Origin of the sequence: Mycolicibacterium smegmatis, from assembly GCF_001457595.1 — a bacterium.
Classification (GTDB): domain Bacteria; phylum Actinomycetota; class Actinomycetes; order Mycobacteriales; family Mycobacteriaceae; genus Mycobacterium; species Mycobacterium smegmatis.
Genome location: NZ_LN831039.1, coordinates 2,735,715 through 2,755,810, shown reverse-complemented (window position 1 = coordinate 2,755,810; position 20,096 = coordinate 2,735,715). Strand labels below are relative to the sequence as shown.

22 protein-coding genes are annotated in these 20,096 nt (G+C 68.6%); 6 read left to right on the top strand and 16 right to left on the bottom strand.

The genetic code is table 11. The features are described from left to right. Window positions 1–11 precede the first annotated feature (11 nt). A complete protein-coding gene (locus AT701_RS13145; protein WP_014877443.1) occupies window positions 12–341 on the bottom strand; it encodes an ArsR/SmtB family transcription factor in 330 nt (109 codons plus the stop codon). 86 nt (window positions 342–427) lie between these two features. Here AT701_RS13145 and AT701_RS13140 point away from each other — a divergent pair, with 86 nt between their 5' ends. Beyond that, window positions 428–1,168, top strand: coding sequence for a FadR/GntR family transcriptional regulator (locus AT701_RS13140; protein WP_011728466.1), 741 nt, complete (start codon window positions 428–430; stop codon window positions 1,166–1,168). A gap of 71 nt (window positions 1,169–1,239) precedes the next feature. Here the strand turns inward: AT701_RS13140 and pcaC are convergent, their stop codons facing one another. Genes pcaC through pcaH form a run of 4 tightly spaced genes read right to left on the bottom strand, consistent with a single transcriptional unit; the run spans window position 1,240 to window position 4,143 of the window. Next, complete coding sequence (gene pcaC, locus AT701_RS13135) at window positions 1,240–1,635, bottom strand: 4-carboxymuconolactone decarboxylase (protein ID WP_036462297.1); 396 nt, start codon at window positions 1,633–1,635, stop codon at window positions 1,240–1,242. 5 nt (window positions 1,636–1,640) lie between these two features. Next, window positions 1,641–2,843 (bottom strand): 3-carboxy-cis,cis-muconate cycloisomerase, encoded by a 1,203-nt coding sequence (gene pcaB / locus AT701_RS13130; protein ID WP_058125979.1) that lies wholly within the window; start codon window positions 2,841–2,843, stop codon window positions 1,641–1,643. After that, on the bottom strand, window positions 2,840–3,397 hold the full coding sequence (pcaG, locus tag AT701_RS13125; protein WP_058125978.1) for a protocatechuate 3,4-dioxygenase subunit alpha: 558 nt from the start codon (window positions 3,395–3,397) through the stop codon (window positions 2,840–2,842). The genes pcaB and pcaG overlap by 4 nt, the downstream gene beginning before the upstream one ends. Continuing rightward, on the bottom strand, window positions 3,397–4,143 hold the full coding sequence (pcaH, locus tag AT701_RS13120; protein ID WP_058125977.1) for a protocatechuate 3,4-dioxygenase subunit beta: 747 nt from the start codon (window positions 4,141–4,143) through the stop codon (window positions 3,397–3,399). Before pcaH ends, pcaG begins: the two co-directional genes overlap by 1 nt. 71 nt (window positions 4,144–4,214) lie before the next feature. Between pcaH and AT701_RS13115 the strand changes: the two genes are divergently transcribed. Further along, window positions 4,215–4,955, top strand: coding sequence for an IclR family transcriptional regulator (locus tag AT701_RS13115; RefSeq protein ID WP_058125976.1), 741 nt, complete (start codon window positions 4,215–4,217; stop codon window positions 4,953–4,955). 5 nt (window positions 4,956–4,960) lie between these two features. On the opposite strand, the gene AT701_RS13110 is transcribed toward AT701_RS13115, so the two are convergent. From AT701_RS13110 to AT701_RS13090, 5 genes are read right to left on the bottom strand one after another with little or no spacing between them, the layout of a single operon-like run. Then, window positions 4,961–5,695: a FadR/GntR family transcriptional regulator gene (locus AT701_RS13110; RefSeq protein ID WP_058125975.1), complete on the bottom strand. Its 735-nt coding sequence runs from the start codon at window positions 5,693–5,695 to the stop codon at window positions 4,961–4,963. A 25-nt stretch (window positions 5,696–5,720) separates the two neighbouring features. After that, window positions 5,721–6,494 carry a 3-oxoacyl-ACP reductase gene (locus tag AT701_RS13105; protein WP_003893953.1) on the bottom strand — a complete coding sequence of 258 codons (774 nt, stop codon included), beginning with the start codon at window positions 6,492–6,494 and terminating at the stop codon, window positions 5,721–5,723. Between the two features lie 38 nt (window positions 6,495–6,532). Continuing rightward, window positions 6,533–7,888, bottom strand: coding sequence for an aldehyde dehydrogenase family protein (locus AT701_RS13100; protein WP_058125974.1), 1,356 nt, complete (start codon window positions 7,886–7,888; stop codon window positions 6,533–6,535). Further along, the gene (locus AT701_RS13095) at window positions 7,885–8,634 is read right to left on the bottom strand and encodes a gamma-glutamyl-gamma-aminobutyrate hydrolase family protein (RefSeq protein WP_003893951.1); all 750 of its coding nucleotides are present in this window, start codon (window positions 8,632–8,634) and stop codon (window positions 7,885–7,887) included. Before AT701_RS13095 ends, AT701_RS13100 begins: the two co-directional genes overlap by 4 nt. Beyond that, a complete protein-coding gene (locus AT701_RS13090; protein ID WP_058125973.1) occupies window positions 8,621–9,994 on the bottom strand; it encodes a glutamine synthetase family protein in 1,374 nt (457 codons plus the stop codon). The genes AT701_RS13095 and AT701_RS13090 overlap by 14 nt, the downstream gene beginning before the upstream one ends. Window positions 9,995–10,346: 352 nt before the next feature. On the opposite strand from AT701_RS13090, the gene AT701_RS13085 reads away from it, so the two are divergent. Together AT701_RS13085 and ngg are read left to right on the top strand one after the other, a co-directional pair. Beyond that, window positions 10,347–12,152, top strand: a complete 1,806-nt coding sequence (locus tag AT701_RS13085; protein WP_011728459.1) for an N-acetylglutaminylglutamine amidotransferase — start codon at window positions 10,347–10,349, stop codon at window positions 12,150–12,152. Continuing rightward, complete coding sequence (ngg, locus tag AT701_RS13080; RefSeq protein WP_003893948.1) at window positions 12,149–13,978, top strand: N-acetylglutaminylglutamine synthetase; 1,830 nt, start codon at window positions 12,149–12,151, stop codon at window positions 13,976–13,978. The genes AT701_RS13085 and ngg overlap by 4 nt, the downstream gene beginning before the upstream one ends. Window position 13,979: 1 nt before the next feature. On the opposite strand, the gene AT701_RS13075 is transcribed toward ngg, so the two are convergent. From AT701_RS13075 to AT701_RS13065, 3 genes are all read right to left on the bottom strand, one after another. Beyond that, a complete protein-coding gene (locus AT701_RS13075) occupies window positions 13,980–14,543 on the bottom strand; it encodes an alpha/beta fold hydrolase (RefSeq protein WP_058125972.1) in 564 nt (187 codons plus the stop codon). A gap of 73 nt (window positions 14,544–14,616) precedes the next feature. Beyond that, window positions 14,617–15,312: a hypothetical protein gene (locus tag AT701_RS13070; protein WP_174519586.1), complete on the bottom strand. Its 696-nt coding sequence runs from the start codon at window positions 15,310–15,312 to the stop codon at window positions 14,617–14,619. A gap of 9 nt (window positions 15,313–15,321) precedes the next feature. Next, a complete protein-coding gene (locus AT701_RS13065; protein WP_081319692.1) occupies window positions 15,322–16,092 on the bottom strand; it encodes an AraC family transcriptional regulator in 771 nt (256 codons plus the stop codon). 88 nt (window positions 16,093–16,180) lie between these two features. Between AT701_RS13065 and AT701_RS13060 the strand changes: the two genes are divergently transcribed. Next, the gene (locus tag AT701_RS13060; RefSeq protein WP_036453064.1) at window positions 16,181–16,612 is read left to right on the top strand and encodes a PTH2-like family protein; all 432 of its coding nucleotides are present in this window, start codon (window positions 16,181–16,183) and stop codon (window positions 16,610–16,612) included. A 3-nt stretch (window positions 16,613–16,615) separates the two neighbouring features. Here AT701_RS13060 and AT701_RS13055 read toward each other — a convergent pair whose 3' ends face one another. Together AT701_RS13055 and map are read right to left on the bottom strand one after the other, a co-directional pair. Further along, complete coding sequence (locus AT701_RS13055) at window positions 16,616–18,106, bottom strand: cobyric acid synthase (protein ID WP_058125969.1); 1,491 nt, start codon at window positions 18,104–18,106, stop codon at window positions 16,616–16,618. Continuing rightward, window positions 18,103–18,960, bottom strand: coding sequence for a type I methionyl aminopeptidase (map, locus tag AT701_RS13050; protein ID WP_011728452.1), 858 nt, complete (start codon window positions 18,958–18,960; stop codon window positions 18,103–18,105). Before map ends, AT701_RS13055 begins: the two co-directional genes overlap by 4 nt. A gap of 114 nt (window positions 18,961–19,074) precedes the next feature. On the opposite strand from map, the gene AT701_RS13045 reads away from it, so the two are divergent. Continuing rightward, on the top strand, window positions 19,075–19,461 hold the full coding sequence (locus tag AT701_RS13045; protein WP_003893941.1) for a PaaI family thioesterase: 387 nt from the start codon (window positions 19,075–19,077) through the stop codon (window positions 19,459–19,461). A 19-nt stretch (window positions 19,462–19,480) separates the two neighbouring features. Here the strand turns inward: AT701_RS13045 and AT701_RS13040 are convergent, their stop codons facing one another. After that, complete coding sequence (locus AT701_RS13040; protein WP_011728451.1) at window positions 19,481–20,068, bottom strand: DUF1707 SHOCT-like domain-containing protein; 588 nt, start codon at window positions 20,066–20,068, stop codon at window positions 19,481–19,483. Window positions 20,069–20,096 lie beyond the last annotated feature (28 nt).

Sequence of the window (20,096 nt, the reverse complement as noted above, 5' to 3'; positions counted from 1 at the left end):
TTCAGATGAAATCAGCCGTGCCGCGCGCCGATCCAGTGCAGCAGTTCGTGCACGACGTCGTCCTCGAGGCGGTAGCTCACGGCGCGTCCCACCCGGGTGGAACTGACCCACCCCTGCTGCCGGAGCACCCGAAGTGCTTGCGACACCGCATTTTCCGACCGGCCCAAGACCTCGGCCAAATCGCCCACGAAGATGCCCGGAGCCCGGTGCAGCACAAGCAGGATCTCGAGGCGGTTCGGGTCGGAGAGCAGGTCGAAGCGCCGCGCCCACGTGGCGGAGTCGACATCGACGAGTGCCGAGGTCGCCCGCTCCACCTGTACGTGCCCTTCGACGGCGTCCACATCTGGAAATGTAAACCAAACCGCCCGTAACGGGTACTCGCCGGCGGCGCGTCCACGCTTTGGTCTGGTGGCTTTACGATTGGTCCATGTCCACTGACGGTTCCACGACGTCGAACCGCCGAGCTACCGACGACATCTTCACCAAGGTCACCCCGGGCCGGGCCTCGGAAATGATTCTCGACCAGATCCGGTCGTTGATCCGAGATGGCCACCTGAAGCCCGGTGACCGCCTTCCCTCCGAACGTGAACTCGGCGACCGGTTCGGCGTCAGCCGAGTCACCGTCCGCGAAGCGCTGCGCGGCCTCGAGGCCAACGCCATGGTGACCATCAAGGTCGGCGCCCACGGCGGAGCCTTCGTCACCGCGCCCACCAGCTCACGTGTCAGCGAGGGCATCGTCGATCTGCTCAGCATGTCGGGCCTGACCGACATCGAGATCACCGAGGCCCGGCAGGTGTTCGAACTCGGCATCATCCCGCTGGTGTGCGAGCGCGCCACCGAGGCGGACATCGAAGAACTGCTGCAGATCTGCGACCGCGGCGACGCGGCCGCAGGACAGGGCTCCTCTTCGATGGAACTGTCGGCGCAGTTCCACACACGGGTGGCCGAGGCGAGCCACAACGCCGCGCTCGCGATGCTGGCAGAGGCCTTCTACGGTCCGACGCTGGTGTCGCTGCGCCACGTTCAGGAGGGCCATCCCGAGATAGGTGTCCGCAGCAGCCGCGAACACCGCCAGTTCGTCATGGCGGTCAAGAAGGGCGATGTCGAGAAGGCCACCGCGGTCATGCGTACCCACCTGGGCCGCACCGCGCGTCACGTCAAAGGTTGATCGGCGCCTGGTTGATCGGCGCCTGGCGACGGCGCATGTGAACTCCGAGATCACCGCGCTCGCCGGGTGAATCAGCGCTCGTCTCCCGGCTCCTGCGCCTCCTCGGCCAGAACCGCACCTGCGATACGGAACGCGGTGTTGGCTTCGGGCACACCGCAATAGATCGCGGACTGCAGCAGCACCTCTTTGATCTCGTCGACGCTCAGGCCGTTTCGGCGCGCCGCCCGCACATGCATCGCCAGTTCGTCGTGGTGGCCGCGGGCGATCATGGCCGTCAGCGTGATCATGGAGCGGCTGCGTCGGTCCAGTCCCGGCCGGGTCCAGATCTCGCCCCAGGCGTATCGGGTGATGAGATCCTGGAAATCCGCGGTGAATCCGGTGGTTGCCGCGACTGCACGGTCGACGTGGTCGTCGCCGAGCACCGCGCGGCGCACCTGACTCCCCGCCGCGTGTGTCTCGTCTCGCATGGTGGTCACATCGTCTCCTTGAGGTGTCGGCGGGCCCGGTGCGCGACGGCGTCGATGAGATGACCGGACGCGCCCAGATAGTCGGCGCGCGTCGTGCGCCCGACGAGTTCGCTCATCACGCGTTGTTCTGCGAGCAGATCACCTGCGGCGCCCAGGTTGTCGCGTGCCCGCTGGACGTCGACGTGCAGACCGGTCAACAGGTCACTCGTCTGACGCATCGCGACGACGGTGCGCCGGGTCAGCGTGCGCAGCGCCGCCCATTCCGCGTGCCAGCCGCCGTCGGATCGTTCGTCCACACTCGCCGCCGATGCGGCGTGCAGGGTCGCTCCGAGCGCGGGGGCGGCCAGCGCGGCACGGCGGATGAGCACCGACAGTACCGGATTCCGTTTGTGCGGCATGGTCGACGAAGCGCCGCCACTGCCCTCCACCAGCTCACCGATCTCGGCCCTGCTGCCCACCGCGACATCGGCCGCGATGTGACCGCACGCGTCGCAACATCCCACCAGTGCGTCACCGGCGCGTGTCACCACGGCCCTGGTGGTGTGCCACGGCGCTGCGGGCGTCAGGCCCACCGCGCCGGCCAGGGCGTCGGCGAGCGTGAGCGTCTCATCGGGTGATCCGACGAGTTCGGTTGTGGCCGCGTGTGTTCCGACTGCACCGCCGAGCTGTACGGGCAGCCAGGGAACGGCCGCCAGCGCATCGGCGGCGTCGAGCACCCCGGACAGCCAATTGGCGAACTTCGCTGCTGCGGTACTCGGCAGCGCGGGTTGTGTCAGGGTGCGGGCCGTCATGGGGCTGCTGCGGTGGGATTCCACGAGGCCCAGGAGGATGCGTACGTGCGTGGCCATCTCGTCGTGCACCGCGCTCAGTGCGTCACGCAGGCACATCATGAGAGCGGTGTCGACGACATCCTGGCTTGTCAGCCCGCGGTGCAGCCACCGGGCCGCCTCGCCGCCCGCGCGCTCACGCAGCAGTGCGACCAGCCCGACGACGGGGTTGCCGTCGCTCTCGGCTCCCGCCGCGACCGTCTCCACGTCTCCCGCCGAGGTCAGTGCGCAAAGATCGACACGTGCCTTCTGCGGCGCCGGGCCGATGTCGACCAGCAGGTTCAGCCAGGCGTTCTCGACGGCGACCATGGCGTCGAAGAACGCCCGGTCGCTCATGAGGTCACCGGCGCGGTGGTCCCCCGGCCACAGCAGATCTGTCACGGCGTGTGCCCGGGAAAGCGCAGGAAGACGGTTTCATGGTCGCCCTGCAACCGGATGTCGAAGGTCAGTCCGTGCTCGTCGGGCACGGCGATCAACGTCTCGCGCCGCTCGCTCGGCAGCGATGACAGCAGCGGGTCGGTCGCCAGATGCTCGCCGGGCAGATAGACGCGCGTGAACAGCCGGTTGAGCAGACCGCGGGCGAACACGGTCATCGCGATGAACGCTGCCGAACCGGGTTGCGAGACACCGGGTTCGACGGTCGTGAAACTGTAGCGGCCTGCGCCGTCGGTGGCCGCGCGGCCCCATCCGGTGAACGTCCAGCCGTCCCGTCGCAGCGATCCGGTCTTCGTGGGCACCCGACCGTCGGCGTCGGCCTGCCAGATCTCCAGCAGGGCGTCCGGCACGGGCGCACCCGCCCCGTCGGTGACCAGGCCGTGCAACCGGATGGCTCCGGGCGAACCCGGCGGGACCAGTTCGTTGCCGCCGGGTATGGGCAGGGCGTACCCGTAGAAGGGACCGACCGTCTGGCCGGGTGTCGCGAAAAGGGTGCTCATCAGGCCTCCGTCGGGGTGCGCAGGGATCCGGTCAGCACGATGTCCCAGCGGTAACCGGTGGCCCATTCATGGGTGGTCACGTCGTGGTCGTAGGTGGCCACCAGGCGTTCGCGGGCCTTGGCGTCGGTGATCGACTGGTAGATCGGGTCGAACGCGAACAGGGGGTCACCGGGGAAGTACATCTGGGTGATCATGCGCTGCGTGAACTCGGTTCCGAACAACGAGAAATGGATGTGCGCGGGCCGCCACGCGTTGTGGTGGTTGCGCCACGGGTACGGCCCGGGCTTGATGGTGGTGAACCGGTAGGTGCCGTCGGCGTCGGTGAGGCAGCGGCCCACCCCGGTGAAGTTGGGGTCCAGCGGCGCCGGATGCTGATCGCGCAGGTGACGGTAGCGGCCCGCGGCATTCGCCTGCCAGATCTCGACCAACTGGTGTCGCACGGGCCTGCCGTCCCCGTCCACGACGCGGCCGGTCACCACGATCCGTTCGCCGATGGGTTCCGCGGTGTGCTGGATGGTCAGATCGGATTCGTGTTCGGCGACGTCACGCTCGCCGAAGCACGGTGCCCACAATTCGATGGATTCCGGATCCGTTTGGTGCAGTTGTACTTTCGGATGCCGCAGCACACTGCTCCGGTACGGCGGATAGTCCAGGCGGGGCTGTGCCTCGTCGAGGCCGCCGCGGTGGTAGGACTCGGTGATCTCGTTGATCTCCGCGCTGATGTCGGATTGACTCACAAGGGCCATGCTCGAGCAAGCTACTGACGAATCGAATGGGACTGAACGTTAGACTTCCACTGGGCGGAAGGACCCTGCGAATGGCCGATGATTCGTCGCCGACGGTCGCGTCACGACTGCTGGCAGTGGTGGGCGCGTTCGACGAGCGCCACCGCAGCCTGTCGCTGACCGAGATCGCCCGCCGCGCCGGGATTCCCCTTTCCACGGCACACCGGTTGACGGGCACCCTCGTCGAGGGCGGCGCGTTGCAGCGCCGCGACGACGGCAGGTACGTGATCGGCCGCCTCATCTGGCAGGCCTGCCTGCTCGCACCCGTCGAGGGTCCGCTGCGGCATGTCGCCGAGCCGTACCTGCACGACGTGTACGCGGCGACGATGGCCACGGTCCACCTCGGTGTCCGTGACGGCGACGAGGTGCTCTACCTGCTGCGTATCCGCGGGCGCGCATCCGTGCCGATCGTCAGCACCGTCGGCAGCCGACTTCCGCTGTACTGCACCGGCGTCGGCAAGGTCCTGCTGGCGCACGCACCCGAGGACGTCGCCGAGCGGGTGCTGTCGGGACTGCGGCCCGTCACCCCGAAGACCATCACGCAGCCCGCGATGTTGCGCCAGCAGTTGCGCCGCGTCCGCGACGACGGCATCGCGACGACGAGTGAGGAGATGTCGCTCGGCGCATGCTCACTGGCGGTGCCGGTGACACGCGCCTCCGACGACACGGTGGTCGCCGCGATCGGCGTTGTCGTGCCATCGCTCAAACGCGACCGACAGCGCCTCATCCAGGCACTGCAGGGTGCCGCGCGAGGTATCGGACGGGTGCTGTGAACCGCTCAGTCCAAGAAGCCGTGCAACAGTGCCGCCGAACCCGACACGTGGTCGAGCATCGCCGTGGCCGCGCGGTCTGCGTCGCCGGCCAGGATCGCCATCACGATGGCCTCGTGCTGATCGTCGGAGTGCGCAATGTTGCGCGGCAGCAACGGGATCCGGTCGAGCAGTCCGTTGATCCGCATACGGTTCTCGGCGATCAACGGCACCAGTGACGGCGATCCGGCCGCCTCCGCGATCGCCAGGTGCAGCCGGGAGTCCAGCCGACGGTAGTCGTCGGTCCCCTCGGCGGCACGCACGTCTGCCAGCCGCGACCACAGGCCGTCGCGTTCGGCCGCGCTGAGCGTGCGGCCCGCGGCCATGCGCGCGGCCCCGACCTCGAGGATCTCGCGCAACCGCAGCGCATCGTCGATCTCCTCGTGGGAGGGTCGTGGGGTGTCCGCGGTGTGACTGGGAAGCTCGTCGGCCAGGAATGTGCCGCCGTAGCGCCCGCGCCGCGACACCAGGTAGCCGGCGTCGGCCAGCGACTTGATCGCCTCACGCACGGTGTCACGGCTGACCCCGAGGCGCGTGGCGAGTTCCCGCTCGGGCGGCAGGGATTCGCCGGGACCCAGCACACCCAGCCTGATGGTCTCCAACAACCGTCCCACGGTGTCCTCGAACGCGTTCCCCAACCGCACCGGCCGCAGCAGCGCGTCGGCCGCCTCGGCGGTGGGCTGGGGATCCGGTTCGGCGCTCATGGTGACCTACGGCGTACCACAACCACTACAGCGGCGTGACGTACGCGGAGCTGATCCCGCCGTCGACCAGGAACGTCGACCCGGTGATGAACGACGCGTCGTCACTGGCCAGGAACGCGACCGCGGCGGCGAGTTCCTCGGGTTCGGCGAACCGGCCCAGCGGGATGTGCACGAGCCTGCGCGCGGCGCGCTCGGGATCCTTGGCGAACAACTCCTGCAGCAGTGGGGTGTTGACCGGTCCCGGGCACAACGCGTTGACCCGGATGCCCTGGCGCGCGTACTGCACGCCGAGCTCACGCGACATCGCGAGCACACCGCCCTTGGATGCGGTGTAGGAGATCTGCGATGTCGCCGAACCCATCACGGCCACGAACGACGCGGTGTTGATGATCGACCCCTTGCCCGCGGGCACCATGTGCCGCAGGGCGGCGCGACACGACAGGTACACCGACTTGAGGTTGATGTCCTGGACCCGCTGCCAGGCGGGCAGGTCGGTGTTCTCGATCAGGTCGTCCTCGGGTGGCGAGATGCCCGCGTTGTTGAACGCGATGTCGACCCGCCCGAAAGTCGAAGCGGCGGTGTCGAACAGGTTGTCGACGGCCTCCTGCTCGGAGACGTCCACGGGCACGAACAGGCCTTCGAGTTCGTCGGCGGCGGCCTTGCCGGTCGTGGGGTCGATGTCACCCACCACGACGGTGGCGCCCTCGGCGCGCAGCCGCCGGCCGGTGGCCAGGCCGATACCGCTTGCGCCGCCGGTGATCACGGCGACCTTGCCGGCGAGGCGTTGGGTCAGGTCCATCGGGAGATCTCCTCTGCTGCGAGTTTTCGGACGAGTTGTCAGACGGCTATGAAGACGTTCTTGGTCTCGGTGAACGACAGTGGCGCATCCGGGCCGAGTTCGCGACCCAGGCCCGACTGCTTGAAGCCGCCGAACGGGGTGTTGTAGCGCACCGAGGAATGCGAGTTGACGCTGAGGTTGCCGGCCTCGATGGCACGCGAGACGCGGATCGCCCGCGACACGTTGTCGGTCCAGATCGAGCCGGAGAGCCCGTAGGCGGTGTCGTTGGCCACCGCGATCGCGTCGGCCTCGTCGTCGAACGGGAGCACCGTCACCACGGGGCCGAAGATCTCCTCGGAGACCGTGCGGTCATCGCGTGACGGGGTCAGGACCGTTGGCGGGAACCAGAATCCGGGCCCGTCGGGAGCCGACCCGCGGAACGCGACCGGTGCGTCGTCGGGCACGTAGGAATGCACCGACTCCCAGTGCGGACGTGACACCAGCGGCCCCATCTCGGTGTCACGCACCGACGGGTCACCCACCACCACGCCTTTGACGGCGGGCTCCAGCATCTCCATGAACCGGTCGTAGACGCTGCGCTGCACGAGGATCCGGCTGCGTGCGCAGCAGTCCTGCCCGGCGTTGTCGAACACGCCGTACGGCGCGGTCGCCGCGGCCTTCTCCAGATCGCAGTCCTCGAACACGATGTTGGCGCTCTTGCCGCCGAGTTCGAGGGTGACCCGCTTGATCTGCGCCGCGGCCCCGGCCATCACGCGCCGGCCGACCTCGGTGGAACCGGTGAACACCACCTTGCGGATGCCGGGGTGGGAGACGAAGCGCTCCCCCACCACCGAACCCTTACCCGGCAGCACCTGGAACAGGCCCTCGGGCAATCCCGACTCGCGGGCGATCTCGCCGATCCGGATCGTGGTCAGCGGTGTCCACTCGGCCGGTTTGAGCAGCACGGCGCAGCCGGCCGCGAGCGCGGGCGCGAACCCCCACGCCGCGATCGTCATCGGGAAGTTCCAGGGTGTGATCACCCCGACGACACCCAGCGGTTCGTTGAACGTCACATCCAGACCACCGGCGACCGGGATCTGCTTGCCGGACAGGCGTTCCGGGGTCGCCGCGTAGAAGTTCAGCACGTCTCGGACGTGGCCGGCCTCCCACTCGGCCTGCCCGATGGGATGTCCCGAATTGGACACCTCCAGCGCTGCGAGTTCGTCGATGTGGGCGTCGACGGCGGCGGCGAAGGCGCGCAGCGCCGCGGCCCGCTCGGCAGGTGCGAGCGCGGCCCACCGGCGTTGCGCGACCGTCGCACGCGCCACCGCGTCGTCGACGGCCGCCTCGCCGAGCAGTTCGACGGTGGTCAGCACCTGCTCGGTCGCGGGGTTGATCACCTGGCACGCTGTCATGAGACCCTCTCTGTCGCATACGTTCTGGCCGCCTCCACCACGGCGCGGAAGAGCCGCAGATCATCGAGGCGCTCTTCGGGGTGCCATTGCACGCCCAGCACGAACGCCTCACCGGGCACCTCGACGGCCTCGATCACCCCGTCGGTGTCGCGCGCGCTGACCACGAGCCCCTCCCCGAGCCGGTCGATGGCCTGGTGGTGGTAACACTGGGCATCGGAGCTCTCACCGATCAGCGAGGCGAGCCGGGTGCCGGACACGGTGCGCACATCGGACGTGCCGAAGACCGCGTCACCCTTCTGGTGGTGAGTGTGCCCGATGACGTCGGGCAGGTGCTGGTGCAGCGTGCCGCCGAGCGCGGTGTTGAGCACCTGGGCGCCGCGGCAGACCCCCAGCACCGGGATGCCGCGCGCCAACGCTCCCGACAGGAGCGCGAACTCCCACTCGTCGCGCTCGAGCGCGGGCTCATTGGTCTTCGGGTGCGGTTTCTGCCCGTAGCGGGCCGGGTCGACGTCGGGCCCGCCGGTGATCACCAGTCCGTCGAGCCGATCGAGCACACGGTCGGCCACGTCGCCGTCGACGGGTTGCGGGGGCAACAGCACCGCGATACCTCCCGCGAGGTTCACACCGGCGAAGTAGATCTGCGGCAGGAAGCTCGCGCGCACATCCCACACGCCTGTCTGCGCCTGCTGCAGATAGGTGGTCATCCCGATGACGGGACGCAGTTCGGATGAATCAGAGTCGCTCAAAACCGCGCACCCTCTCCCAGTCCGTCACGGCCGCGTTGAACGCCGCCATCTCGACGCGCGCGTAGTTCAGGTAGTGCTCGACGACGTCGTCCCCGAACGCCGCGCGCGCCACCTCGGACTTCGCGAAGAGATCGGCCGCCTCGGCCAGGGTGGTGGGCAGCCGCTCGGCCCCGCTGGTGTAGGCGTTGCCCGCCATCGGTTCGGGGAGTTCGAGGTCACGCTCGATGCCGTAGAGCCCGCCCGCGATCAGCGCCGACACCGCGAGGTACTGGTTGACGTCGCCGCCGGGCGCGCGGCACTCGACGCGCATGCCGTGGCCGTGCCCGACGACGCGCAACGCACACGTGCGGTTGTCGAAGCCCCACGCCACCGCGGTGGGCGCGAAGCTGCCGTCCACGAACCGCTTGTAGGAGTTGATGTTCGGCGCGTAGAACAGGGTGAGCTCACGCAGCGTCGCGAGGATGCCCGCGATGAAACTGCGGAACAACGGCGACATCCCGTGCGGGTCGGACTCGTCGGCGAACACCGCGTCGCCGTTCTCGCCCGCCCCGCGCAGCGAGATGTGGATGTGGCAGCTGTTGCCTTCGCGTTCATCGTATTTCGCCATGAACGTGAGGCTCTTGCCGTGCTGGTCGGCGATTTCCTTGGCGCCGTTGCGATAGATCGTGTGGTTGTCGCACGTCACCCTGGCGCGGTCGTAGCGGAACGCGATCTCCTGCTGGCCCAGGTTGCACTCGCCCTTGACGCCCTCGCAGTACATGCCGGCGCCCTCCATGCCGCGGCGGATGTCACGCAGCAACGGTTCCATGCGGGTGGAGGCGTGGATGGCGTAGTCGACGTTGTAGTCGGTGGCCGGGGTGAGGTTGTGGTATCCCGACGACCAGGCCTGCCGGAAGCTGTCGTCGAACACCATGAACTCCAACTCGGTGCCCACGAAGGGCACGAGTCCGCGTTCGGCGAGCCGGTCGATCTGGTGGTTGAGGATGCTGCGCGGCGCGACCGCGACAGGGTTGCCGTCGAGCCAGGACAGATCGGCCATCACCATGGCCGTGCCGGGCAACCACGGGATGCGGCGCAACGTCGAGAAGTCGGGCGTCATCACCATGTCGCCGTAGCCGGTCTCCCAACTCGAGACCGCGTATCCGTCGACGGTGTTCATGTCGACGTCCACGGCAAGCAGGTAGTTGCAACACTCGCAGCCGTTGGCGGCGACCTCTTCGACGAACAGCCGAGCCGACACCCGTTTGCCCGTCAGCCTGCCCTGCATGTCGCAGAACGCGACGATCACCGTGTCGATCTCACCGTCTGTGACGAGCTGCACAAGTTCGTCCTGTGTCAGCATGCCGGGGTTACGGCTCATCGTGCACCTTCCTCTCGGTGCTTTCCGGGTGACCGATCGTCCGTTCTGCTGACGTCAAGCCGACCTTTGCACCCGTTCATGAACACAACGACGTGAAGATCGTCCCTCGAATACGCCCGAATGTCACGCACAAAAGGTCGGCGAACCTACCAATAGAGGCCGAACGGCGAGTGCGGACGGCGATCCGCGCACGAGGCTGCAGATCTGGCAAACGCGGATGCCCGAACGGGGGTTTAGCGACTTGATCAAAAAGGTAAATACCGGTCGTGAAGTGCTCTGAGATGCCGGCTGCGCAGGTCCCGAAATTGTCAGGCGTGAGACATCGGGCCGCCACCCTTGTAGGGTCGAACTGATGTGTGGAGCCACCGGAGAGGTGCGTCTCGATGGCCGGACACCAGATATCGGCGCGGTGTCGGCCATGGCAGAGACGATGTCGTCCAGGGGACCCGATGCGGCGGGCGTGTGGTCGCAGGGGCGGGTAGCGCTGGGCCACCGACGACTGAAAATCATTGATCTGACCGAAGCGGGCGCGCAACCGATGATCGACCCCGAACTGGGGTTGGCCGTCTGTTGGAACGGCTGCATCTACAACTACAAGGAACTGCGCGCCGAGCTGTCCGGGCACGGGTACCGGTTCTTCTCCCACAGCGACACCGAGGTGCTGATCAAGGCCTATCACCACTGGGGTGATCGTTTCGTGGAACACCTCAAGGGGATGTTCGCGTTCGCGATCGCCGAGCGTGACACCGGCCGGGTGCTGCTGGGTCGCGACCGGCTCGGTATCAAGCCGCTGTACCTCAGCGAGACGGGCGACCGCATCCGGTTCGCGTCGTCGCTGCCCGCGCTGCTGGCAGGCGGCGGTGTCGACACCGGGATCGACTCGGTCGCGCTGCACCACTACCTGACGTTCCACTCGGTGGTGCCGCCGCCACGGACGATCCTGCGCGGCGTCAAGAAGGTGCCGCCCGCGTCGATCGTGGCGATCGAGCCCGACGGGACGCAGCGCACCACGGTCTACTGGTCGCCCGATTTCTCGCGGCGCGCCGAACGTGCCGACTGGTCCGAGCGGGACTGGGAAGACGCAGTGCTGCAGTCACTTCGGGAAGCCGTCGAGCGACGCCTGGTGGCCGACGTACCGGTGGGGTGCCTGCTCTCGGGCGGGGTCGACTCCAGCCTGATCGTGGGCCTGCTCGCCGAGGCGGGCCAGCACGGGCTCAAGACCTTCTCCATCGGCTTCGAATCCGTCAACGGTGTCGCAGGCGACGAGTTCAAGTACTCCGACATCGTCGCCCAGCACTTCGGCACCGACCACCACCAGATCCGCATCGACACCGCGCGCATGCTGCCCGCACTCGACGGTGCGATCGCGGCGATGAGCGAACCGATGGTGAGCCACGACTGTGTGGCGTTCTATCTGCTGAGCCAGGAAGTGGCCAAGCACGTCAAGGTGGTGCAGTCCGGTCAGGGCGCCGACGAGGTATTCGCGGGCTACCACTGGTATCCGCCGATGGCCGAGCCGGCCGCCGCATCGCTCGACGGCGCGGTGAACAGCTACCGCGGTGCGTTCTTCGACCGCGACAGCGCGGGCGTCGCGAGTCTCATCAGCGACGCGTACCGGGTCGACGGAGATCCGAGCGGCGTGTTCGTCACCGACCACTTCGGTGCGCCGGGCGCCGAGACCGGCGTCGACCGGGCGCTGCGCCTGGACACCACGGTGATGCTGGTCGACGATCCGGTCAAGCGTGTCGACAACATGACCATGGCGTGGGGCCTGGAGGGCCGGGTGCCGTTCCTCGACCACGAACTCGTCGAACTCGCGGCGACCTGCCCGCCCGAACTCAAGACCGCCCACGGCGGCAAAGGCGTGCTGAAAGAGGCTGCGCGACGGGTGATCCCGGCCGCGGTGATCGACCGGCCCAAGGGCTACTTCCCGGTGCCCGCGCTGACCCATCTCGAGGGGCCGTACCTCAACATGGTGCGCGACGCGCTGTACGCGCCCGAGGCCAAAGAGCGCGGGCTGTTCCGGCCCGAGGCGGTGGAACGGCTTCTCGCCGACCCCAACGGCAGGCTGACGCCGCTGCGCGGCAACGAGTTGTGGCAGATCGGTCTGCTGGAGTTGTGGTTGCAGCGTCACGGCATCACCGGGAGCGCGGCATGACCGCGCTCGAGCCGGACGCCGCCGCCCCGGCACCCGCACCGGCCTCCACACCGGACCCGGAACCGCCGGTCGAAGACCACACCGAGGCCATCACGATGGGCCTGCACGACGCCTCACCGCAACACCTCGTCGATGCGATGGCCGATGACGTCGAGCTCGAACTCGGTTGGGGCAGGCTGATCTTCGGCCAGACCTTCGCCGATCCGGAGAAGCTCGCCGAGGCGCTGCAGCAGGAGCGGCCGGGCCGTCGCGACATCTGCATCTACGCGCGCGAGTCCCATGTGCTCGTCGCGCGCTCCCCCGCCGAGTTGTTCATCGACCCCAGCCACACCTACCGCAAGCGGTTCACCGGCGAGTTGCCGCCCGCCGAGCCGATCGGGTTCACGGTGCGCACACTGGAGTCACCCGAGGACGCCGATTCGATGAACCGCGTGTACGTGCGGTGCGGCATGGTTCCGGCCCCGGTGGACGTCATCTGGCGCAACCACACCGAGAACCCTGCGGTGATCTACCTCGTCGCGGTCCGCGACGACGACGGCAGCATCGTCGGCACCGTGACCGGTGTGGACCACAAGCAGTTGTTCGACGATCCCGAGGACGGTTCGAGCCTGTGGAGCCTCGCGGTGGATCCGGCCGCGAGCCTGCCCGGTGTGGGCGCCGCGCTGACCCGGACACTGGCGGGCATGCTGCACGCGCGGGGCCGTGCCTACCTGGATCTGTCGGTGGCGCACGACAACGCCGCGGCGATCGGGTTGTACGAGAAGCTCGGTTTCCAGCGGGTGCCGGTGCTGGCGGTCAAACGCAAGAACGCGATCAACGAACCGCTGTTCACGCATCCCCCCGAGACCGTCGACGATCTCAACCCGTACGCGCGCATCATCGCCGACGAGGCCATCCGCCGCGGCATCTGGGTCGAGGTGCTCGACGCGGGCGCCGGAGAGATGCGGCTGTCGCACGGCGGCCGCACTGTCATCACGCGGGAATCCTTGTCGGAGTTCACCTCCGCGGTCGCAATGAGCCGCTGTGACGACAAGCGTCAGACCCGCCGCATCGTCTCCGACGCCGGCATCACGGTTCCCAAGGGCCGGCTGGCGACCTTCGACGAGGCGGACCACAAGTTCCTCGCCGAGGTCGGCGACGTCGTGGTGAAGCCCACGCGCGGCGAGCAGGGCAAGGGCATCACGGTCGGCGTCGGCAGCCCCGAGGAACTCGACGCGGCCCTGCACCGGGCCCGCGAGCAGCATCCCGAGGTGCTCATCGAGCAACGCGCCAAAGGCGACGATCTGCGACTCGTGGTGATCGACGGCAAGGTCGTGGCCGCCGCGATCCGCAGGCCCGCCGAGATCGTCGGCACCGGTGGACACACCATCCGCGAGCTCATCGAGACCCAGAGCCGCCGCCGCGCCGCTGCCACCGGCGGCGAGTCCCGCATCCCGATGGACGACGTGACCGCCTCGACGGTCGCCGAGGCCGGGTGGTCGTTGGACGACGTTCTGCCCGAGGGTCAACGCCTGCGGGTGCGCCGCACCGCGAACCTGCACCAGGGCGGCACGATCCACGATGTCACCGCCGAAGTGAACCCGGAGCTGTGCCGGGTGGGTGTGCGCGCGGCCGAGGCGATCGGCATCCCCGTCACCGGCATCGACCTGCTGGTGCCGGATGTGCGGGGCACCGAATACGTGTTCATCGAGGCCAACGAGCGGCCCGGGCTGGCCAACCACGAACCGCAGCCCACGGCCGCGGCGTTCGTCGACTTCCTGTTCCCGCAGCAGCCGGGCCTGCCTCAGGCCTGGACGCCGTCGGAGACGCCGATCCGGCCCGAATGATCTACCAGGTGCTGGTACGCAGCACGATCTCGGCGGCCAACTGTGCCGTGGTGTCCTGCGCGTTGCGCCGCCCGAGCATCTCGACGAGCCGGAAGTCGCCGTACACGTAGCGCTGGCTGGCCTTGGCCACCGCGCGGGCCGCAGGCGTGCTGACCAACGCGGTCGTGTTCATCTCGACGGGCGGACAGTGCGGGTCACGGATGACGCCGGTGGGATCGGCGACGCGGGGATGCCCGCGGTCCACCACGACCAGGCCGACGAACTTGTCGAGCCGGGTCGCGGCGAGTTCCCACGCGAGTTCGCCGCCCAGCCGATCACCCACCAGCAAAGACCATTTGATTCCCAATGCATCGAGAATGCCCACAACGGACTTGGCGGTGAGGCGGGGGTCCGGAGAGATGACGACGGTGCGCAGCGATGCGGTGTGCAGGCGCTGACAGATGCCCTCATAGGCTCCGGGGCCGTGGTGACCGGCGCTGAGCAGCACCACATTCGAACCCTTGTCGGGCCCGGCGACGTCGACGGCGATGGGGAAGCCGTCAATCGTTTCCACGGTGGTCAGCATTCGGCCAACCTACCGTCCCGATGGCGGCGGCGTCACGAAATCAGGGTGTCCCAACGCAAGCGTCAGCGGTTGCTCAGCGGGCCTCGACGCGCTCGACCTGCTTGAAGAACGCCTCGAGGAAGGTCTCGGGCAGGGTCGCCTTCGCCGCGATCGACGGGTTGGGCGTGGGGAACGCGATACCGAAAACCGACCAGCCGCCGACATTTTCGAAGCCGAAGTACACGCTCTCGTCGACGTCGTTGAGCCGCATGGTCTGCCGGTAGACCAACGCCGACGACCGCGGTGCCTGCAGCCTGGTGGTGGTGATCGGGATGCCCTCGTCGGACGGGTCGAAGAAGGCCCGGAACTGCGCGCACCGTTGCGCGGTGGCGTCGAGACGGTCGAGCGGCAGCGGCGAACTGAGCACCGTGACGACCATCCGGGCCCCGTCGTAGGCCGCGATGAACTTGCCCGCGGCACCAGGGCCGCGTTCGGCCGAGCCGGCGATGACGCGCGTGAGACCGTCGGTGCAGCCTTCCGGCGCGGACAGCATGGCGGGCGGTCCCCCGGATCCGTCGGGCTCCCCTGCGTCTTCGACGATGCGGTCGTACTGCACGCCCTGCGGAAAATCCGCGGCAGTGAGCAAAACCCGGTCCATGGTCGCGCCGGGCCACGTGGCCGTGCCCGTGACCACAGTGGCGCATGCGGTCAGTGAGCACGCGGCCAGCACCGCGAGCACTCCCACGAGCACTGCAACCGACCGCCTCGTCCCCCGCCGCAGGCTGGTCATGGCATCAGGCTACCGAGAATCGCCCGACTCGGTCCGGCCGCGGCGCGCGAAGCGCGCAGGTGTGGTGCCCAGCATCTTCCTGAAGTGCCGGTGCAGGTGTGACTGGTCGTGGAAGCCGACCGCTGCCGCGACGTCGGCCGGGCGCATGCCGTCCAGGAGCAAACGGCGGGCCTCGTCCACCCTGCGGCCCGTGAGGTACCGGTGCGGCGGCAGCCCGAACTCACGGCCGAAGGTGCGCACCAGGTGCACCGGATCGGCGTGCAGGATGTCACCGGCCTCGTCGAGGGTCAGGCCCGTCGTGATCCGGCTGTCGATGAGTTCGCGCAGCCGTGATGCCAGACGCCGGTCACGCACCGGCGCCGGCGGTGCGACCGCACCGGCCAGATGTTGTTGGAGACGTTCGACGACGAATGCCAGCCGGCTGGACGCCTCGAACTCGTCGCCGGGCCCCAAGGCCCGGTGCAGGCCGGAGATGCGGTTGCGCAGCGCCGGATCGGCCAGGGTCGGGGTGCCCACGGCCGCACCGATTCCCGTGAGCAGATCGGGTTCGAGGTAGAGCACGCGTTTGCGGAAGCCGCCGGGACGGACCGCGCGTCCGTTGTGCGGCACATGCGGCGGCAAGAGCGTCACCACGTCCCCGGTGCTGCCGTGCTCGCGCCGGTCGAGTTCGTACCCGATGATGCCGGTGTCGACGATGAGCAACGTCCACGCGTCGTGTGTGTGTTGCGGGTAGGCGTGGTCGATGAACCGCGCGTGGAAGACCTCTCTGATCCCCGCCACGTGCGGCCGCCACGCGGTGGTCTCCGCGGTTGCAACCACATCAAGAACGTACAAGATTCCGGCCACCGCGCGCCCGCAGCATGGGTGCATGCAACACCCCGACTCCCCCGTGCGTTTCGACACCAAGATCGCGGTACTCCTGCGGGACGACCTCGAGGGCTGGCAGCGGTTGAACGTGTGCGCGTTTCTCGCAAGCGGTATCGCGGCGGCCCACCCGGACACGATCGGTGCGCCCTATGCCGATGCCGACGACACCGGCTACCTCGCGATGTTCGGCCAACCGGTGCTGGTGTTCGAAGGGTCGAAGGAGACCCTGCACAACGCACACCACCGTGCGCTGTCGCGCGGGTTGTCGCCGTCGATCTTCACCGCCGAGTTGTTCAGCACGGGTAACGACCGCGACAACCGTGCCGCGGTGCGCGCGGTGGGCCGCGACGATCTCGATCTGGTGGGCCTGGCGGTGTACGCGGGCCGCAACGTGGTCGACAAGGTGCTCAAGGGCGCCCGCATGCACCCTTGAGATTCACACGTGAAGTGTGGTGGACATGGTCGGCCGGTGCGGTGCGCCGTGTTCGAGCAGGTCGAGGATCGCTCCCACGTCGAGGTGGTTTTCGATCAGGTCGGCCATGAGATCCAGTTGTGCGTCGCGGCGCGCGGAGACGTCGACGTCGTCGGCGACGACGAACCCGTCGCGGCCCGCAGCTGCGGCGACCTCGGTGAGCCAGTCGCGCCGCAGCGCGTCGTTGTCGAGCAGTCCGTGCCAGTGGGTGCCGTACACCGCACCGCGCCGCAGCCCGATCCCGAGCCAGTCCGTCTCGGCCGAACGGGCCACCTGGCCGTGGTGGATCTCGTAGCCGTGCAGCGGGGTTTCCCAGTGCCGCAATGTCTTCTGTGCGGCGAACTCGATGTCGGCGTCGAGCAGGCCCAGGCCATCGACCCGGCCCTCCCGTGACTCCACCGGATCGTCGATCCGGCTGCACAGCATCTGGAACCCGCCGCACACACCGAGCACGGCGCGTCCGGCCGCCGCGTGCGCGGCGATGCCCGCGGCGAGCCCGCGCTCACGCAGCCACCGCAGATCGGTGACCGTGGCCTTGCTGCCCGGGATCACCACGAGATCGGCGCCGGTGAGGTCGGCCGCGTCGGTGACCCAGCGGACCACCACGCCCGGTTCGCACGCCAGCGCCTCGATGTCGGTCGAGTTGGAGATGCGCGGTAACCGGATCGCCGCGACGGTCAGCGTCTGTTCACCGCGCGGCGGCTCGGGCGCGCCGACCAGCCCGCCGGGCCGCACCGACACCGAATCCTCGGTGTCCAGCCAGATCTCGTCGTGGAACGGGATCACGCCGTAGGTCGGTCGGCCGGTGAGTTCGGCGAGTTGCCGCAGCCCGGGTGCCAGCAGCGACGGGTCGCCGCGGAACTTGTTGACGACGAACCCGGAGACAAGCGCCTGATCGGCGGGCTCCAGCACCGCGACCGTGCCGTGCAGGTGGGCCAGCAGACCACCGCGGTCGATGTCGCCGACGACGATCACCGGCAGTGCGGCCGCGCGTGCGAGTCCCAGGTTGGCCAGGTCGGTCGCGCGCAGGTTGATCTCGGCGGGCGAACCCGCGCCCTCGCAGATGACGGCGTCGAAATCTTCTCGCAGCGAGGACAATTCGTCGGCCACGACGGCCGCGAGGTGGTCGCGGTGGTTGATGTAGTCGGCGGCGGCCACCGAACCGGTGACCTGGCCGCGTACCACGAGTTGCGACGTGCGGTCGCCGCCGGGCTTGAGCAGGATCGGGTTGAACCGCACGCTGGGAGCCAGGCCCGCGGCGCGCGCCTGCATGGCCTGGGCGCGGCCGATCTCACCACCCTCGACGGTCACCGCCGAGTTGTTCGACATGTTCTGCGCCTTGAAGGGCGCCACCGAAAGGCCTTTGCGTACCAGCAGCCGGCACAGCCCGCCGACCAGCATCGACTTGCCCGCGTCGGACGTGGTGCCCGCGACCAGCAGGGCCCCGCCGGTCACAACTGGGTGAGGATCTCGGCGCCGTCCTCGGTGACCACGAGGGTGTGCTCGAACTGCGCGGTCCACTTGCCGTCGGTGGTGGCCACGGTCCAGCCGTCGTCCCAGATCTCGTAGTCGAGCGTGCCGAGGTTGATCATGGGCTCGATGGTGAACGTCATGCCGGGCTCGAGCACGGTCTCGACCGCGGGCTGGTCGTAGTGCAGCACCACCAGGCCGTTGTGGAACGTGGTGCCGATGCCGTGACCGGTGAAGTCACGAACGACGTTGTAGCCGAACCGGTTCGCGTACGCCTCGATCACCCGGCCGACCACCGACAGCGCGCGCCCGGGCTTGACGGCCTTGATGGCGCGCATGGTGGCCTCGTGCGTGCGCTCGACGAGCAGACGGTGCTCCTCGGAGACGTCGCCCGCGAGGAACGTGGCGTTGGTGTCGCCGTGCACACCGTCGATGTAGGCCGTGACGTCGATGTTGACGATGTCACCGTCCTCGATCACGGTCGAGTCCGGGATGCCGTGGCAGATGATCTCGTTCAGCGACGTGCAGCAGGATTTCGGAAAGCCCTTGTAGCCCAACGTCGACGGGTACGCACCGTGGTCGATCATGTACTCGTGCGCGATGCGGTCGAGTTCGTCGGTCGTCACACCGGGGGCGACGGCCCTGCCCGCCTCGGCCAGGGCGCCTGCCGCGATGCGGCCCGCCACGCGCATCTTCTCGATGACCTCGGGCGTCTGCACCCACGGTTCGCTGCCTTCCTGCACCGTCGGCTTCCACGCGTACTCGGGACGCGGGATCGATTTGGGCACCGGAAGGGTGGGTGAGAGCACGCCGGGGCGCAGGGCACTACGAACGGACATAACGGTCAGGGTACCGACAATTGGGCCTGCGACCTGCATCCGGCGACGTCCGCCACAGTGGGCGACCGGCGAGAACGCGACTCTCCGAATCTGAGAATGGTGTAACGTGACGCCATGCTCACCGAGCCCACGCACGTGCTCCATCAGCTGGGTATGCGCGATGTCGAAGAGACCGACGAGCGGATGGTCATCGAGATGGACAACCGCCCTGAACTCACCAACATCCGTGGCGCCCTGCAGGGCGGGCTGGTGGCCACCCTGATCGACATCGCGGCGGGCCGCCTCGCGGGTCGCCTGGTGGGCCCCGGCCAGGATGTGACCACCGCGGACATGAACGTCCATTTCGTGGCGCCGATCGTGACGGGACCCGCGCGCGCCGTCGCCACCGTGGTCCGCGCGGGACGGCGGCTCATCGTCACCGCGGTGGACGTCACCGACGCCGGACGTGACCGGCTGGCGGCACGCGCGACGCTGAGTTTCGCGGTTCTCGACCCGCGATAGCGCCTGCCAGAAGGTCTTGCTAGAGGGTCTTGGTCCGGCCGAACAGGCCTTTGCGCGGGCCGCGGATCTCCACCGAGCCGCACACGACGCGGCCGGTGAGGATCACGTGCGGCGTCCCGTCCGCGGGCGCGTCGCGACGGCGGTCGGTGGCACTGCCGACGATCACCTCGACGTCGTCGATCGACGCGCTGGCACCGTCCGGTAGCCGCATGTCCAGTGAGCCGAACTTCATGTCGATCTCGATCACCACGATGGGCCCCGCGAACCGGGCGCGCGTGAGGTCCAGATCCACCGAGCCCATGCGGCGCACGAGTGCGAGCCGCGTCGGCACCGTCCACTCCCCCTGGCGCTTGAGCGATCCGAGCACACCGCGCAACTCGACGCGGTCGGCCGCCGAGGTGACGATGGCGCCCGGTCCGGGCAGGTCGCCCACGAGCGCGGCCAGATCCGAGTGCAGGCGGGCCTGAGAGACCAGCGCCGAACGTTCCTCGAACTCGTCGATGTCGATCAGCCCGAGCGCGACGGCGTTGTGGAGCCGGCGCAATGTCCCGTTGCGGTCGGCATCCGACACCCGCATGTCCACGGATTGCTCATTGGTCCCCGTCATGGCGGTTTCAGGTTACCGCCCCCGCCAC

What these genes read in the sequence shown, in the direction of transcription:
- AT701_RS13090 (WP_058125973.1), bottom strand. Translation starts at nt 9,994, where the DNA reads ATGAGCCGTAACCCCGGCATGCTGACACAGGACGAACTTGTGCAGCTC.
- AT701_RS13060 (WP_036453064.1), top strand. Translation starts at nt 16,181, where the DNA reads ATGCAACACCCCGACTCCCCCGTGCGTTTCGACACCAAGATCGCGGTA.
- AT701_RS13040 (WP_011728451.1), bottom strand. Translation starts at nt 20,068, where the DNA reads ATGACGGGGACCAATGAGCAATCCGTGGACATGCGGGTGTCGGATGCC.
- AT701_RS13100 (WP_058125974.1), bottom strand. Translation starts at nt 7,888, where the DNA reads ATGACAGCGTGCCAGGTGATCAACCCCGCGACCGAGCAGGTGCTGACC.
- AT701_RS13075 (WP_058125972.1), bottom strand. Translation starts at nt 14,543, where the DNA reads ATGCTGACCACCGTGGAAACGATTGACGGCTTCCCCATCGCCGTCGAC.
- AT701_RS13105 (WP_003893953.1), bottom strand. Translation starts at nt 6,494, where the DNA reads ATGGACCTGACCCAACGCCTCGCCGGCAAGGTCGCCGTGATCACCGGC.
- pcaG (WP_058125978.1), bottom strand. Translation starts at nt 3,397, where the DNA reads ATGAGCACCCTTTTCGCGACACCCGGCCAGACGGTCGGTCCCTTCTAC.
- ngg (WP_003893948.1), top strand. Translation starts at nt 12,149, where the DNA reads ATGACCGCGCTCGAGCCGGACGCCGCCGCCCCGGCACCCGCACCGGCC.
- AT701_RS13070 (WP_174519586.1), bottom strand. Translation starts at nt 15,312, where the DNA reads ATGACCAGCCTGCGGCGGGGGACGAGGCGGTCGGTTGCAGTGCTCGTG.
- pcaH (WP_058125977.1), bottom strand. Translation starts at nt 4,143, where the DNA reads ATGGCCCTTGTGAGTCAATCCGACATCAGCGCGGAGATCAACGAGATC.
- AT701_RS13110 (WP_058125975.1), bottom strand. Translation starts at nt 5,695, where the DNA reads ATGAGCGCCGAACCGGATCCCCAGCCCACCGCCGAGGCGGCCGACGCG.
- map (WP_011728452.1), bottom strand. Translation starts at nt 18,960, where the DNA reads ATGTCCGTTCGTAGTGCCCTGCGCCCCGGCGTGCTCTCACCCACCCTT.
- pcaC (WP_036462297.1), bottom strand. Translation starts at nt 1,635, where the DNA reads ATGCGAGACGAGACACACGCGGCGGGGAGTCAGGTGCGCCGCGCGGTG.
- AT701_RS13140 (WP_011728466.1), top strand. Translation starts at nt 428, where the DNA reads ATGTCCACTGACGGTTCCACGACGTCGAACCGCCGAGCTACCGACGAC.
- AT701_RS13045 (WP_003893941.1), top strand. Translation starts at nt 19,075, where the DNA reads ATGCTCACCGAGCCCACGCACGTGCTCCATCAGCTGGGTATGCGCGAT.
- AT701_RS13115 (WP_058125976.1), top strand. Translation starts at nt 4,215, where the DNA reads ATGGCCGATGATTCGTCGCCGACGGTCGCGTCACGACTGCTGGCAGTG.
- AT701_RS13085 (WP_011728459.1), top strand. Translation starts at nt 10,347, where the DNA reads ATGTGTGGAGCCACCGGAGAGGTGCGTCTCGATGGCCGGACACCAGAT.